15 protein-coding genes are annotated in these 13,331 nt (G+C 67.6%); 11 read left to right on the top strand and 4 right to left on the bottom strand.

Translation table 11 applies throughout. The features are described 5' to 3' along the window. Window positions 1–33: 33 nt before the first annotated feature. From ACIRD7_RS09200 to ACIRD7_RS09185, 4 genes are all read left to right on the top strand, one after another. Entirely contained in the window at window positions 34–864 is an 831-nt protein-coding gene (locus tag ACIRD7_RS09200; protein ID WP_403451510.1) for an oxidoreductase, read from the top strand. Between the two features lie 449 nt (window positions 865–1,313). Next, on the top strand, window positions 1,314–1,688 hold the full coding sequence (locus ACIRD7_RS09195; RefSeq protein ID WP_403451508.1) for a hypothetical protein: 375 nt from the start codon (window positions 1,314–1,316) through the stop codon (window positions 1,686–1,688). Between the two features lie 208 nt (window positions 1,689–1,896). Next, window positions 1,897–2,253, top strand: a complete 357-nt coding sequence (locus ACIRD7_RS09190) for an ArsR/SmtB family transcription factor (protein WP_403451506.1) — start codon at window positions 1,897–1,899, stop codon at window positions 2,251–2,253. A 392-nt stretch (window positions 2,254–2,645) separates the two neighbouring features. Then, window positions 2,646–3,512, top strand: a complete 867-nt coding sequence (locus tag ACIRD7_RS09185; RefSeq protein WP_403451505.1) for a GNAT family N-acetyltransferase — start codon at window positions 2,646–2,648, stop codon at window positions 3,510–3,512. A gap of 248 nt (window positions 3,513–3,760) precedes the next feature. On the opposite strand, the gene ACIRD7_RS09180 is transcribed toward ACIRD7_RS09185, so the two are convergent. Next, on the bottom strand, window positions 3,761–4,375 hold the full coding sequence (locus ACIRD7_RS09180) for an SMI1/KNR4 family protein (protein ID WP_403451503.1): 615 nt from the start codon (window positions 4,373–4,375) through the stop codon (window positions 3,761–3,763). A gap of 175 nt (window positions 4,376–4,550) precedes the next feature. Between ACIRD7_RS09180 and ACIRD7_RS09175 the strand changes: the two genes are divergently transcribed. The 3 genes from ACIRD7_RS09175 (at window position 4,551) to ACIRD7_RS09165 (ending at window position 5,887) form a co-directional block, all read left to right on the top strand. Continuing rightward, window positions 4,551–5,015 carry an SRPBCC family protein gene (locus ACIRD7_RS09175; RefSeq protein WP_403451501.1) on the top strand — a complete coding sequence of 155 codons (465 nt, stop codon included), beginning with the start codon at window positions 4,551–4,553 and terminating at the stop codon, window positions 5,013–5,015. A gap of 8 nt (window positions 5,016–5,023) precedes the next feature. Then, entirely contained in the window at window positions 5,024–5,359 is a 336-nt protein-coding gene (locus ACIRD7_RS09170) for an ArsR/SmtB family transcription factor (protein ID WP_403451748.1), read from the top strand. An 87-nt stretch (window positions 5,360–5,446) separates the two neighbouring features. Next, complete coding sequence (locus tag ACIRD7_RS09165; protein ID WP_403451500.1) at window positions 5,447–5,887, top strand: SRPBCC domain-containing protein; 441 nt, start codon at window positions 5,447–5,449, stop codon at window positions 5,885–5,887. Between the two features lie 138 nt (window positions 5,888–6,025). Here ACIRD7_RS09165 and ACIRD7_RS09160 read toward each other — a convergent pair whose 3' ends face one another. Next, on the bottom strand, window positions 6,026–6,466 hold the full coding sequence (locus ACIRD7_RS09160; protein ID WP_403451499.1) for a hypothetical protein: 441 nt from the start codon (window positions 6,464–6,466) through the stop codon (window positions 6,026–6,028). A gap of 103 nt (window positions 6,467–6,569) precedes the next feature. Beyond that, window positions 6,570–7,130, bottom strand: a complete 561-nt coding sequence (locus ACIRD7_RS09155; RefSeq protein WP_403451497.1) for a YncE family protein — start codon at window positions 7,128–7,130, stop codon at window positions 6,570–6,572. A 704-nt stretch (window positions 7,131–7,834) separates the two neighbouring features. Between ACIRD7_RS09155 and ACIRD7_RS09150 the strand changes: the two genes are divergently transcribed. Further along, entirely contained in the window at window positions 7,835–8,911 is a 1,077-nt protein-coding gene (locus tag ACIRD7_RS09150; RefSeq protein WP_403451495.1) for a hypothetical protein, read from the top strand. Between the two features lie 79 nt (window positions 8,912–8,990). Here ACIRD7_RS09150 and ACIRD7_RS09145 read toward each other — a convergent pair whose 3' ends face one another. Then, complete coding sequence (locus ACIRD7_RS09145; protein WP_403451493.1) at window positions 8,991–9,761, bottom strand: response regulator transcription factor; 771 nt, start codon at window positions 9,759–9,761, stop codon at window positions 8,991–8,993. A gap of 257 nt (window positions 9,762–10,018) precedes the next feature. Between ACIRD7_RS09145 and ACIRD7_RS09140 the strand changes: the two genes are divergently transcribed. From ACIRD7_RS09140 to ACIRD7_RS09130, 3 genes are all read left to right on the top strand, one after another. Further along, entirely contained in the window at window positions 10,019–10,540 is a 522-nt protein-coding gene (locus ACIRD7_RS09140) for a hypothetical protein (RefSeq protein WP_403451492.1), read from the top strand. Between the two features lie 61 nt (window positions 10,541–10,601). Further along, a complete protein-coding gene (locus tag ACIRD7_RS09135; protein WP_403451490.1) occupies window positions 10,602–11,144 on the top strand; it encodes a hypothetical protein in 543 nt (180 codons plus the stop codon). 165 nt (window positions 11,145–11,309) lie between these two features. Further along, window positions 11,310–13,301, top strand: coding sequence for a glycosyl hydrolase 53 family protein (locus tag ACIRD7_RS09130; RefSeq protein ID WP_403451488.1), 1,992 nt, complete (start codon window positions 11,310–11,312; stop codon window positions 13,299–13,301). The last annotated feature ends 30 nt before the right edge of the window (window positions 13,302–13,331 follow it).

Below are 13,331 nucleotides of genomic sequence, written 5' to 3'. Positions count from 1 at the left end.
ACCGTCGTTCATCTTATTCCTGAGGACTCCGCCATGCCCACCAAGATCGCCCTCGTCACCGGTGCCTCCTCCGGCATCGGCGAGGCCACCGCCCTCAAGCTCCAGTCCCTGGGGTACACCGTCTACGGCGCCGCCCGCCGCACCGACCGCCTGCAGAAGCTGGCCGACCGCGGTATTCGTCCGCTGGCCATGGATGTCACCGACGACGAGTCCATGCACGCCGGCATCGACCGCATCGTCGCCGAGGCCGGCCGTATCGACGTGCTGGTCAACAACGCCGGCTACGGCTCCTACGGCGCCATCGAGGACGTACCGATGGACGAGGCCCGCCGCCAGTTCGAGGTCAATGTCTTCGGCGCCATGCGCCTGGCCCAGCTCACCCTGCCGCACATGCGCGCCCAGCAATCCGGCACGATCGTCAACATCACCTCGATGGGCGGCAAGATCTACACTCCGCTCGGCGGCTGGTACCACGGCACCAAGTTCGCCCTCGAAGCCCTCAGCGACTGCCTGCGCCTGGAGGCCAAGCCCTTCGGCATCGACGTCGTCGTCATCGAACCTGGCGGCATCGCCACCGAATGGGGCGGCATCGCCGCCGACCAGCTGGAGAAGTCCTCCACCGCCGGCGCCTACGCGCGGCAGGCCGAGGCCGTGGCCGCCGCCCTGCGCTCCGAGGCCAACGCCAAGCGCAACTCCCCGCCCCGGGTCATCGCCGACGCGATCGGCAAGGCCGTCACCGCCCGCCGCCCCAAGACCCGCTACGCCACAGGCTTCGGCGCCCGCCCGCTCATCGGCCTGCGCCGCATCGTGTCCGACCGCACCTTCGACACCGTCATCTCCCGCGCCGTCGGAACGCCCCGCTGAACCATCCGGGAGGCGCCGCGACGCGCAGGGTGCGGTCGAATCAGGTGAACTGCTCGATTCGCCGCGACAGCCCAGGTGCCTCCCGAACTCGCCTACCAGTGCTGCCGTAATCGGTGAACAAGGCCACGCCTGGTACGCCTACGGCTCCGCCCGCGACGAACGCCAGGGGTATGGAGTGCGTCCAGCGCTGGGGGGTCAGGTCGTTGTCGGCGGACGTACAGGAACGACTACTCCACGTTCGTGACGACAGCTGAGCTTCCGGCGTCAACTACGCGCCCGGACATGGCATTTAAGGTCCACTGAACAATCGCGACAGGCCGTAGTCCGGTCACCAGACGTCAGTCTCGGACAGTGTCTCCTCACGTGACGGCGGCGTGCATACCGTCCGGGAACCGAGGCGGGGTCGGTTGCACGGCCCGCGCATTCGAAAGCACACAATGGGAGGCGCAGTGGCGAGTGTGGAAGTGTCGTTGAAGGAAATGATGGCCGGGGTCGAGGGAGCCCTGGGAGCCGCCGTTGTGGACTACACCAGCGGAATGGCGCTGGGCACGCTCGGCGGCGGCAAGGACCTGGACCTGACCGTTGCTGCGGCCGGGAACACGGATGTCATCCGGGCCAAGGTCCGCACCATGGAGCAGTTGGGTCTCAAGGGCCAGATCGAGGACATCCTGATCACACTGGACCGTCAGTACCACCTGATCCGCCTGGTAACCGGTCGTACGGGCAACGGGCTGTTCCTGTACCTCGTCCTCGACAAGAACAATTCGAACCTGGCGATGGCCCGCCTCCAACTCAAGCGTCTGGAGGAGGCGATCGAGATCTAGACCGTCCGAGGATGTCGGCGGCCACGCATGCCCATGATGTGAAGACTTCTTCAAGTCACCACATCAGCATGGTGCCAATGTGCGTTCCCGCCGAACCCGCAACGTGAAGGATCGGTATCCGTAGGCGGCCTGTGGTGCGGCGGTGTCCTTCGACGCCGCCGCACCGCGGCAACCGCGACCCCGTCCACCCGATCAGGAGCGAGCATCCATGCAGGCCCCCCTCTACCAGGTCAAGGCGGAGTTCTTCCGCATGCTCGGCCACCCCGTGCGCATCAGGGTGCTGGAACTCCTCCAGCACGGACCGGTGTCCGTACGAGACCTGCTGGCCGACATCGACATCGAACCGTCCAACCTGTCGCAGCAACTGGCCGTGCTGCGGCGCTCCGGCATCATCGTGTCCATGCGAGAGGGCTCCACCGTCCGCTACGCACTCGCCGGAGGAGACGTCGCCGAACTCCTGCGTGCCGCCCGCCGGATCCTCACCGAGCTCCTGGCCGGCCAGAACCAGCTCCTGACCGAACTTCAGCAGGCCGACGCGCCCGCCACCTTGCACACCACCAGGTGACAACGGCGCCGCTCGCGCTCTCTCCTGCTGGGGGACGCGGTAGTCCAGAGCGCTGCAGTTGGACCCGCAACTCAGTGGGCCAGGTCAGCGCTCTAGATGACCCGCATGGCTACGTGCAGGCGGCGGGCATTGCCGAACCGCACAGGATCCGGCTTACGCCAGGGTTTTTGGGAAGGTGGCCGGGTTGCGCGCGAAAGGGTTGTCCGAGTTGTTCGAGCGGCGGCCTCTGCCGTCGGGTACGCCGATCCTGCTCGATGACCGATGCGGCCGAGTTCCAGCACCCTGATGCGCACGGGGTGGCCGAGCATGCGGAAGAACTCCGCCTTGACCTGGTAGAGGGGGGCTCGGTTAACCAGTTGCACGCCAGCGAGACGGCGTGTCTGATCCCGGCTATGACGATTGTGCTGAGGACGCCGACGGCCGACAGAGTGCGCGAGGCCGTTGCGGCGCTGCGGGAGTGGCAGCACGACGAAACGCCGATGCAGCTGCATCCCGGGGACATCGGCTGGAACTACCGGTTCGGAACGGATGAGACGGCCGCGGCAGTGCGGACCTGGAGCCGGAACGGACGGATCCTGGCCGTCGGGATGCTGGATACGCCGACGCTCGTGCGGATGACTGTCGCTCCCGACGCTTTCCATGACGAGGACTTGGCGCGGCGGCTCGTCGAGGACTTCTCGCTGCCCGAGCGCGGCGTGCTGCCGGAAGGAGCGGTGTCCATCGAGGCACCGCAGGGTCTGCTGCTCCACGACCTGTTGACCAAGGAGGGCTGGGGAGTCGACGAGCCCTGGACGCCGCTCTTCCGCGACCTCTCCGAAGTGGTGGAGGACCCGGGCGTACCGATCAAGGAGATCGGCCTGGAGCAGGCACAGGGCTTCGCCGACGTACTGCGGTCCGCGTTCAACACCACGAAGCCCACTCGCGAGTACCGGCACAAGATGTCCGCGGCACCGTTTTATGCCGACGCCCGCTGCCTGGGTGTTCACGACGGCCGGGGCAACCCCGCGGCGGTGGTGACGGTCTGGTCGGCCGGCCCGGGGAAACCAGGACTGGTCGAACCGATGGGCGTCCACGCGGACCACCGCGGCCGGGGCTATGGCCGGGCGATCACCGTCGCCGGGGCGGCCGCACTGCGGGAGATGGGCTCGTCAAGCGTGCGCGTGTGCACACCGAGCTCCAACGTCGGCGGCGTCGCCACGTACAAGGCGGCCGGGTTCGCGGCGAGGCCGGAGATCGCAGACCGGATCCGGAAGGTCTGACGTCGGCTCTGCGGGCCTTCTCACGATGCCGCAGCACCTCGTACGGCGGTCAAGCGCGCAGAGCCTCGTGCGGCAGGCGCACCAGGCTCCGCTCTCGGCTCGATACGTCGTCCTGCAAACGCCCATCATCGGCCGCGCAAAGGCAGTTCGAGCCGCCGCGCACCCCCGCACCTGCCGAGTCGCGTCCGGACGTACGAACTCTTGGAGGCAGCGCGACGGCAGCGCGACCACGACTCCACATCTCCGCGTTATTGATGACCTGTCCCCGACCCCGGAGCGAAACGCTTCGAAGACGCCGTGCCACGCCTTTCCGCCTCACGCCAGTGCACGAAGCGCGGTACCGGATCGAACTTCATGCCGTACGAGTCCAGCTCATTCAAGAGAACCCTGCGCAAGAACTCGACCATGCCACAGGGGATGACCGTGCAAGGCACCAGCAGCTCCTGACGATCGAAGAGCAGCACGGGCCACTGATCGGGGTCCGGGTCGGAGGTCAGCCAGCACAGGATGTCGGCGTGGGAGGTCTGACCCCAGGCGAGGATGTGCTCCGGGTTGATGTCGAGCCCTTCGTGGTCCTGGCCCTCCATTTCCCAGGTGTAGCGGGCGTTCCCCGTCTCCTCCTCGAGGTCACCGTGGGGCCACAGGGGGGACTCCGTGGGAAGCGGCGCGTCTATTCCGATGACGCCGATCGAGTTCTGTGACCCGATCTCGCCGACGCCATACACGGACAGGAAGGCCATGTAGTCCTGCGGAAACCTGGTCCCCCACCGTGCTTCGGCCGCCTGCCAGTCGATGTGCTCGTCCGCACCTAAGTCAGGAGGCAGGACCTGCCGCAACGCTGCCATCCCTGTCGGATCTTCCATGGCGTTCCCGTCCCTTCGATCAAGTCGGCGAGAGTCTAGAAGGCAGGACTGACACAGACGTGCCAGTGCCTGAGGAGTGGAGACAGGCCCGAATAGAGCAACCAATGGTTGCGCGTCCCGGGAGAATGCTCTAAGGTTACGTGCAACCAAAGGTTGCGAGAGGAGGAGTGGCGGGATGGAGTACGGAAGCATCGAGCGGGAGATCCACATCGAAGCTGCGCCCGAGGTGGTCTACGAGGTCGTCAGCAGGCCCGAACACCTGCGGGAGTGGTGGCCGGACGAAGCAGACCTCGAGCCGGTGCCCGGCGCCACCGGGGTCATCTCGTTCGGCGACGAGACCACGCCGGAGGCGCACGTCGCGCCACTCACGGTGGTGGAGGCGGACCCGCCCCGCCGGTTCTCCTTCCGGTGGGTGTACGACGATGCGGAGGCCGCGACGCCGGCCAACTCGCTCCTGGTGACCTTCGAGCTGGTCCCGTCGGGTACGGGCACTCTGCTGCGCTTCAGCGAGACAGGGTTCCGGGAGAAGGGGTGGGAGGCGGCCGTGCTCGAGGAGCAGTACCACGAGCACGTCAAGGGATGGGACTACTTCCTGCCCCGCCTCGTCACGTACGTCGCTCGGCTGGTGTCGACGCCATGAGCGAGCCCATGAGCGCCGCCATCGACGACGAGCTCTGGTCGGCGGTGGGGGATCCGACACGGCGGCGGATGCTCGACCTGCTGTTGACCGGCGGCGGGACGGCGACCACGCTCAGTGAGCAGCTGCCGGTCACGCGACAGGCAGTCGCGAAACACCTCGGCGTACTCCAGCGGGTCGGACTGGTCCACGTCACACCGTCCGGACGCGAGCGCCTCTACGAGGTGGACGAAGCCCAACTCGCCCGCGCGGTCGCACAGCTGTCGTCGGTCGGGGCCAGCTGGGACGCCCGGCTGCATCGCATCAAGCGCATCGCCGAAGCAATCCAGCGCAGCCAAGAGGGCTGACCCCTCACGAACGAACGTCGCCGCGTCGGCGGCGGCTCCGAGGAACCGCCCGGATCACGGGCGCTTACACGAGAGGGATGCATCGAGATGGTGGACATCCTGCACAGGATCGGAATCACGTCGTCTCCCGACGCTGTCTACGCGGCCCTGACCACGATCGATGGGCTGGCAGGCTGGTGGACGCAGGACACGGACGGCGACACCGACATCGGCGGAGTGATCAGGTTCCGCTTCGAGCCCGGCGGGTTCGACATGAAGGTCCTGGAGGCACAGCCCGCCGAACGCGTGCTCTGGGAAGTCGTCGACGGTCCCGCGGAGTGGATCGGCACACGAATTCACTTCGACCTCAAGCAGGAAGACGGCTTCACGATCGTGCTGTTCCGGCACGAAGGCTGGAAGGAGCCGGTGGAGTTCATGTACCACTGCAGCACCAAGTGGGCGACCTTCCTGATGAGCCTCAAGACTCTGCTCGAAACCGGCAAGGGCGAACCCGCGCCGCACGACGTCAAGATCAGTAACTGGCACTAGGACGGACCGGGAGGTGACCTCCCCCTTCCCATCCATGGGATGGGCCAGCGCCGCGGACACCCTCACCGGTGGACCGTGGCGCTCCCGCGAGCTCCGTGTCCCTGACAGCCCGACGGCCTCCGCAGCCCTGTGCACCCCCTACTTCGACTGCGGCTTCTTTTGCGCCTGCCGCCGGTCGAGCAAGCCCAGCAATCCCTCAGCCTGGTAGCGACGGCGCAGGTTGCCGACCGTGCTCATGCCGACCGGGTAGCCGTCTTCCGTCAACTCTCTCGCCTCTCTCGCTTTGGCCAGCTCGCGTCTGGTCAGTGAATGGCGGGCCGGATCGTATTCGGGCCGTGGGCGGGCTTCGGCGTCTGCCCCGGGGGCAACCCCGTGGAGGACCTCCACGAGGTGCACTTCCCACCAGAGGGCTCTTTCTCTTGCCTGTTCCGGAATCGCCTCCAGCAGGGACTCATCCGGCAACGGCGCCCGCAGTCCGTTGCCGAGCACGGCGAAGCCCGGGTCACCCAGCAGTATCTCGAACCGTACGTCGCGCGGGGAGCCGTCCTGGTCGGTCATCCGGACCGACTCGTCGGACACGGCAGGCACCGTCCGCACCTGTCCGGCGAACCGCACCCAAGCGCCCACACGGACCGATGAAGGTCGTGACGACTTGCGCATTTGAATCGGATTCCGCGGCGCGTCAGCAGCTGGCGCGAATGCGGTGGATCGAGTCGAGGGTTCGGGGGCCGGCCGCCGCCTTGTCGACGACGTAGGCGGTGCCGCGGACGACCGTGACGTGGTCGGTGTTCGCGCCGGTGGGCAGGTCGGCGATTGCGGTGCCCGCGCTCGGGTCCACGACGCTCGTCGTGCCGGCGTCCTTGTTGGCCACGAAGATCCGGCCGGTGCGGGCATCGGTCGCCACGGCGAGGGTCCCGGCGCAGGTCTTGATCTCGTTGGTGACGTCACCCGTGGCCAGGTCGATCACGGAGACGGAACCGGCGGCCTGGTTCGCGGTGTAGGCGGTGCGGCCGTCGACGGAAAGGGCCACGTCGATGGTGCCTTGCCCGGCGGGGATCAGCCGCGGCCCGTCGGAGCCGGGGCACACCTCGATCAGCCGGCTCTTGGCCAGGTCGGCGGCGTAGACCTTGCCGGTGAGCGGGTCGACGGACAAGCCCGCGTGCCAGGCACCGTCGACGGTGACCCTCTTGCGCTCCTCGTGTGTCCGCAGGTCGAAGGCGACGGTCGCGGGAACGAGCCACAAGCACCACGTCATACCCCCGGCCGGCCAGTTGGGAGTCGAACTCGGTACCCAGCCCGGAGGACGCGCCGGTGACGAGGGCGGTGGTCGGGGCAGTGCTCATGGCTGTTCCCTTTCGGCAGGACGGCTGAGACCTCGCGGGCATCGGCGAGGCGTGGCCGACGCGTCCCACCTCGTTCCGGTCCGTCCGCCGCCGCCTGCTGCCGCCCCCTCCGTCCGAGACGTCCGCAGTCACGCCCTACTCCGCGGCGAACAGAACCCAGACGCTTCGGCCACGCCCGCCCGGCCACGCTAGTGAAGCGACTCACGCCCCGGCTCGCGCGCTGACAGGGCCTGACATTTCGGCTGGGCGCGGAGCTGAGCCATCCTCAACGACCGGGTGACCAAGCCCTACTCGGCCTCGACGGAGCTCGCCCACACGGATACGCCCGGGCTCTCCGCTTGCTGCACCGCCGTCGGCCAGGCCCCGTCGGCCTTCGATCACGACGCCGCGGAAGGATGTGCCGATGGCCGGCGGTGAGCAGGTGTGTCTCGCACGACCGTCGCGGCCCCCTGGTCAGGCCCCGAATCTGTCTGCATCGGGTCCTGTACAGTCGTCGATCGCTCTCTAGGACATACGCTCGACCGAGGCAAGGCGAACCCACCACCATGCACCTTCAGCCGATCGGCTCCCGCACCTGGTCCACCGCCGTTGTCGGGTACGGCAAGTGAGCGACCCGAGAGCCGACATCGCCGTCGCGGAGGCCTGGTTCCGACGCCGGGGACTCCCCTGGTTCATCGACACGGTGGACGAGCGGGTGCGCAGACTGCTCCGCCGCCGCTGGCTCTGGCTCCTGCTCGTCGGCGTGGCCGTGCTCTCCGCGGCCGCCGGCTACTTCACGGAGCAGTTGGTGGGCAACTGGCCGTCGGCGGTGCTGACCGGCGTCGTGGTGGCCCTGGTTCTCCTGCTGGCCTATGCGGGCAAGCCGCTGCGGGTGTCGGTGATCGCCAGATGGGCGGCCCGGCGAGCCGGCGCGGAGCTGGATCTGCTCCTGCCACTGATCACCCGTGCCCTCCCCCTGCTGATGCTGTTCATGCTCGCGCTGTTCATCAACACCGAGGTCTGGCAGGTGGCTTCGACCCTGCACCGTCCCAGCCTCTACGCCACCGTGCTCGTCTTCGCCGGCGCCGGCCTGGCGTTCCTGCTCACCAAGCTTCCCGAAGAAGTCCGTCGGGTACGGCGCACAGCCGCGACCGAGGGGTTCGCGCGCGCCTGCCGCGGCACGCCGCTGGAGGACCGGGCACGTCTGCTGGCGGAGGCGGGCGACGACGTCACCCACCTCGGCGAGCCGGTCGACGGGGACCCGGCCGACGACACCCTCACCCGCACCCAGAAAGCGAACCTGCTCCTCGTCCTGCTGATGATGCAGGCGATCCAGGTCCTCTTCCTGGTCGTCGCCGTGTTCCTCTTCTTCATCGTCTTCGGGATGCTGGCAATCCAGCCCGCGGTCGTGGAGGGATGGGTGGGCCACCCTCCCACCCCCATCACCTGGGACCTCGACTTCGTGGTCCTGCACCTGCCGGTCAGCTCCGAGCTGTACCAGGTGTCGGTGTTCCTGTCCGTCTTCACCGGCCTGTACTTCACCGTGTACGCGGTCAGCGACGCCCAGTACCGTGAGCAGTTCTTCGGGGAAGTGTCCCGCGGGCTGGAACAGGCGATCGGAGTGCGGGAGGTCTACCGGATTCTCCTCAGAACGACCCAGGACGACTCTCCGTCCGGAAGTCCGACCTCCGGGACGGTGTAGCCACGCCGCGTCACCGTCACCGTCACCGCAGGTCCCGGTTCACCTCTCCGGCCTGAACCCGCGAACACCGCGGAGCCTCTCAGTCGGCGGGCGGTTCCGAGGAGATGAGGCCGGCGGCGCGGGCCTTGTTGAGTGCGGTGACTCGGTCGTGCGCACGGAGCTTCTTGTAGAGGTTCTCCTTGTGCTTGACGACGGTCTTTTCCGCGATCTGGAGCCTGCTGCCGATGGCGTAGGCGGTCAGGCCTCGGTTCAGCAGGGCCAGGACTGCCATTTCCCGCGGGGTGATCCCGTACTCCGCGGGATCACCAAGTCGCGGAAGGCTGAGCATCACCCCTTCGTGCGCGGACACCGTGTCGAGCAGAGAGCGTGCCAACTCGGCGTACTCCAGGTCGCGGTCGCTGAAGCCGTGCCCGCTGCGGCTCATGATGACGCCCCGCACCTGTCCGGCACCGGCACTCAGGGGCAGCGCCAGTTGGCGGTCGATGCCGATGGCGCACTTGCCGGCGCGATAGGCCTCGCTCTTCCACCAGCGGTCGTCAGCGACCTCGTCGAGTGTCAGCGGGGTTCGGTCCGCCGTGTGCGCGTAGTGGCGCAGCAGTGGATGGACCCGCATGTGCGCGTTGATCAGGGCATCCAGTGGCGCCTGGTGCAGCCAGTCGGGCTTTCCGGTCAGGGCATGACCGGTGCCGACGTCCCAGTCCAGATCGACGAGGACGGCCAGATCTGCCGGCAGGTCGGTAGTCAGTCGTTCCATGAGCAGTGGCCACACCCGCACCGGTTCGGGCTCGGTGAGAATCGCCTTCGCCAGGTCGTGGATGAGCTTGGCGTCGCGCCCGGACAAAGCAGTCACATACGCAGTGTGTCTGATCGATTACCGCATCACCGGACAAAACAACAAAGATCTTGAGCGATGTCCCCGCTGCCGAACTCGACGGCCCGTCGAGGCTCCGTCGAGGGCTTCGCTTCGCCCAACACACCTTCGGCGATACGGAGTTGTCCGTATTCACTGCGTCCCCCGCCGGAACCCAACCTGGTGAGCAAGAGAGTGGGCCCTGCCGTCCGCCCACGTCGCCGTTCCGGAGGTCGAACGTGATTCGTGTCCGTACCTTGCTCGCACTCGGAGCCGCCCTGCTGGTCAGTGCGTCAACCGCCGTCGCGGCACAGCCCGCCCACGCCGTCGACGGGCACTGGGCCAACCTGGTCACCTACTACCACTGGGGCCAGGAAGACAACTTCTCCGCGGTCACGTCCAACGACCACTACAACGCCCGCCGTCTGGGATACGAGTGGATCCGCACGAAGGAGGCGTGGGTTCTCGTGGAGCCCACCGACGCCAATCGGCAGAAACCGCTGATCCTCTTATACAACAGCGCACGGGGCGACTACATGAGCACCGCCACAGCCGCCGGCATCGAATCGGCTCTCAGCGCGGGCTACGTGCGCAAGGGGGTCCAGGGATACATCTGGAAGGACCGCCAGCCGGGCACCGTGCCGCTCCTCCAGTACTGGAACCAGGACCGCGAGGACAACTTCGCGGCGGCCTCGCCCGAGGGAACCGCATCGGCCGAGAGCGCGAACTACCAGCGGATCCGTGTCGAGGGCTACGTGCTCCCCGGGACGGCGTTCTAGCCGTGGCGTCTCAGCAGGCCTTGCGGAGCCTGCCCCCCTCAACAGCAAAGGAAGGATCAGTATGACGCGCCCTCTTCACTCACCGCGGTTTCGCTTCCTGCTCGCCGCGCTCCTGCTCACCGCAACAGCGCTCACCGGTGTGAGCCTTCAGGCGCCGCCGGCCCACGCCGTGGTCTTCCAGCCCCTGCGCAGCTGGTGGAACCACGACCGCGGTGACAACTTCACCACCGGAACTCCAGACCAGGAGGCCGACGCCCGGTCAGGAAACTACCGCTCGCTGCGCATCGAGGCATGGCTGTGGCCGGATGACGGAGGGAACACGCGGTCGGAGCTCTACCTCTTCTGGCACCCCGGCCGACAGGACTACTTCAGTACCGCCACCCGCCAGGGGATCGACTCCGCGGTGAGCGCCGGATACGAGTACGTGGGCGTCCAGGGCTACGTCCAGGGCAGGTACAAGCCCCACACCGTCGCACTCCGCCAGTACTGGAGCGCCGACCGCCAGGACAACTTCCTCACCGCCACATCGGAGGGCATCCGCGACGCACGCGCGGCCGGCTACACGTTCGTCCGTGTCGAGGGCTACGTGTACCCCTATCCGTGACCGGCGCAGGCTCCGGCGTGCGGAGACGCCCGTCACGATGGCGTCCTCCACGGCGCAATGCAGGCCTCGCGGTGCTCCTCCGGGGCGCCGCGACCTCCACTACTCACACCGGATGCTGGGGGCAGACAACTCCCGGCCCATCACGCAGCAGAGGACGGCACACTCATGCCTGACCTTTCCGCTCCGCGCCCGCTGACGGCCGACGACCCCCAGTCCCTCCCCTCGGACGACCTGAGGCGGTCGGCACCCGTGCCGCGCATTCGACCTCGCACCGGGGAGGACAGGCCACCCACCTTCGTGATCAATCTCGACCGGGATCACGAACGCTTGGCCGCCATTGCCTCTCACTTGGGCGCTTGGGGGGTGGAGTTCATCCGATGGCCGGCCACGGACGGAAACGCCCTCGTGGACGGGCCGCACCAGCCAGGTACGGTCGAGCATGACGGGGTCGTGCTGCGGGGCTTCGACCGTTTCGCACTGCCGGAGGCCGCGTGCGGGATCAGCCACATCCGGCTGTGGCGCACGATCGTCGAGCGTCGGATTCCGTGGGCTCTCGTCTTGGAGGATGACGCGAGGCTGACCCGTCGGCCGCCGTCCGGGATCGGGGATTGGCAGCTGCCGCAGGACGCGGACATCGTGCTGCTCAACAGCCGCGCCACCCCGGGGACCACGCGGCATGAAGCGTCTTCGGTGATCTCCTACGCCGACGTTGTCGGAGGAGCGGGCACCGAAGGCTACCTCGTTTCCTGGGAGGGAGCGCGGCAACTGCTCACCGCGACGCGACCGCTGCTGAACCCGCTCGATTTTCAGATGTACGCGCACTTCGCGTCCGTGCAACGCGCAGATACCTTCCCCTATTTCTGGTCACTGCCTCGTAACGAGAGAGCCCACGAGGTCGCGTTGAACGCCTACCGCCTCGCCCCGCCACTGGTCGACCACGCGAACACCCCGTCGAGTATTGGCAACGGCCGGCACCGCAGGGCTCGTTTCCTGTGCCGGGCTCTCCTTGGCCTGAACTTCGACGTCGACGGCTACTACCCGTACCAGCCGAAGACCGCGACGCCCCGGGACGCGGCGGTCCCACCCCACTCCGCTCCCGCGCCCGACGACCTCACAGAAGCCGACTTCATCAGCGGCGCCGATCTGTCTCATTGCCCTGACGGAAGGGCGGCCCAGGTAGCCAGGACGCTCGCTGATCACGGCGTCACCACGGCCAGAATCAGCCTCTGGGTCTCCGACGAGAGCACCATGAATCTCGCCCGGACACTGCGGCTGGCCACGGCGGCGACCCGAGCCGGTCTGGGGATCCACCTCGTCCTGCACTACTCCGATACCTGGGCCGATCCCGGACGCCAGAACAAGCCGGCGGCGTGGCGCGACCTGGGTATCGGCGCCCTCAAATCCAAGGTCCGGACCTACACCTCGGCGGTCCTCACGGAACTCGCGGACAGTGGAACCCCACCCACGATCGTGCAACTCGGCAACGAAATCACCAACGGCCTGCTCTGGGCCGAGAAGGACCAGGACGAGCGCGCCGGTGGACGGCTGCACCCACCCGAATCCGGTCCCCACCCGTATTGGGAGAGCGACGACCAATGGGTGATCGTCGCCGACCTGCTGAACGCGGGCGCGGCCGGTGTCCGCGCGGTACTGCCACGAGAGTGCCGCACCATGGTCCACCTCGACCGTGGAGCCGACATCGACGGGGCACGGTGGTGGCTGGAGCATGCGGCACGGCACGAAATCGACTTCGACCTCATCGGCCTCTCGTTCCATGCCCTCTGGCACAACGGCGCGACGCTCGCCCGACTAGGCCGGATCGCCGACCTGCATACCGCTTTCCCCGGTAAACCAGTCGTCATCACCGAGACATCCCATCCGCACCGCAGGTTCCGCCACGACGGAGCGATCCGACACGCAGGCCCGGAATTCCCCTTCACCCCGGATGGGCAGGCCGCGTTCCTCGCTGGGGTGCTCCGCACCGTCCGCGACGCGCCCAACGGGGGCGGGGTGATGTGGTGGGGCACCTGCTTCACCGACAACCAGGTCGAAGAGGGAGTCGATTCCTTCTACGCCCAAGCCCTCTTCGACGAAGCAGGCTCCCCACTGCCCGCCCTCGCCGCCTTCCGGTCCACCCACCAACCCGCTGCCAACTGAATCCACGGAGGGCCCGCAGTTGTGACAGCC

This window comes from Streptomyces sp. NPDC093568 (assembly GCF_044764945.1).
GTDB lineage: Bacteria > Actinomycetota > Actinomycetes > Streptomycetales > Streptomycetaceae > Streptomyces.
This window is presented reverse-complemented; position numbering and strand designations above follow the sequence as displayed.

What these genes read in the sequence shown, in the direction of transcription:
- ACIRD7_RS09200 (WP_403451510.1), top strand. Translation starts at nt 34, where the DNA reads ATGCCCACCAAGATCGCCCTCGTCACCGGTGCCTCCTCCGGCATCGGC.
- ACIRD7_RS09190 (WP_403451506.1), top strand. Translation starts at nt 1,897, where the DNA reads ATGCAGGCCCCCCTCTACCAGGTCAAGGCGGAGTTCTTCCGCATGCTC.
- ACIRD7_RS09185 (WP_403451505.1), top strand. Translation starts at nt 2,646, where the DNA reads ATGACGATTGTGCTGAGGACGCCGACGGCCGACAGAGTGCGCGAGGCC.
- ACIRD7_RS09180 (WP_403451503.1), bottom strand. Translation starts at nt 4,375, where the DNA reads ATGGAAGATCCGACAGGGATGGCAGCGTTGCGGCAGGTCCTGCCTCCT.
- ACIRD7_RS09175 (WP_403451501.1), top strand. Translation starts at nt 4,551, where the DNA reads ATGGAGTACGGAAGCATCGAGCGGGAGATCCACATCGAAGCTGCGCCC.
- ACIRD7_RS09170 (WP_403451748.1), top strand. Translation starts at nt 5,024, where the DNA reads ATGAGCGCCGCCATCGACGACGAGCTCTGGTCGGCGGTGGGGGATCCG.
- ACIRD7_RS09165 (WP_403451500.1), top strand. Translation starts at nt 5,447, where the DNA reads ATGGTGGACATCCTGCACAGGATCGGAATCACGTCGTCTCCCGACGCT.
- ACIRD7_RS09135 (WP_403451490.1), top strand. Translation starts at nt 10,602, where the DNA reads ATGACGCGCCCTCTTCACTCACCGCGGTTTCGCTTCCTGCTCGCCGCG.
- ACIRD7_RS09130 (WP_403451488.1), top strand. Translation starts at nt 11,310, where the DNA reads ATGCCTGACCTTTCCGCTCCGCGCCCGCTGACGGCCGACGACCCCCAG.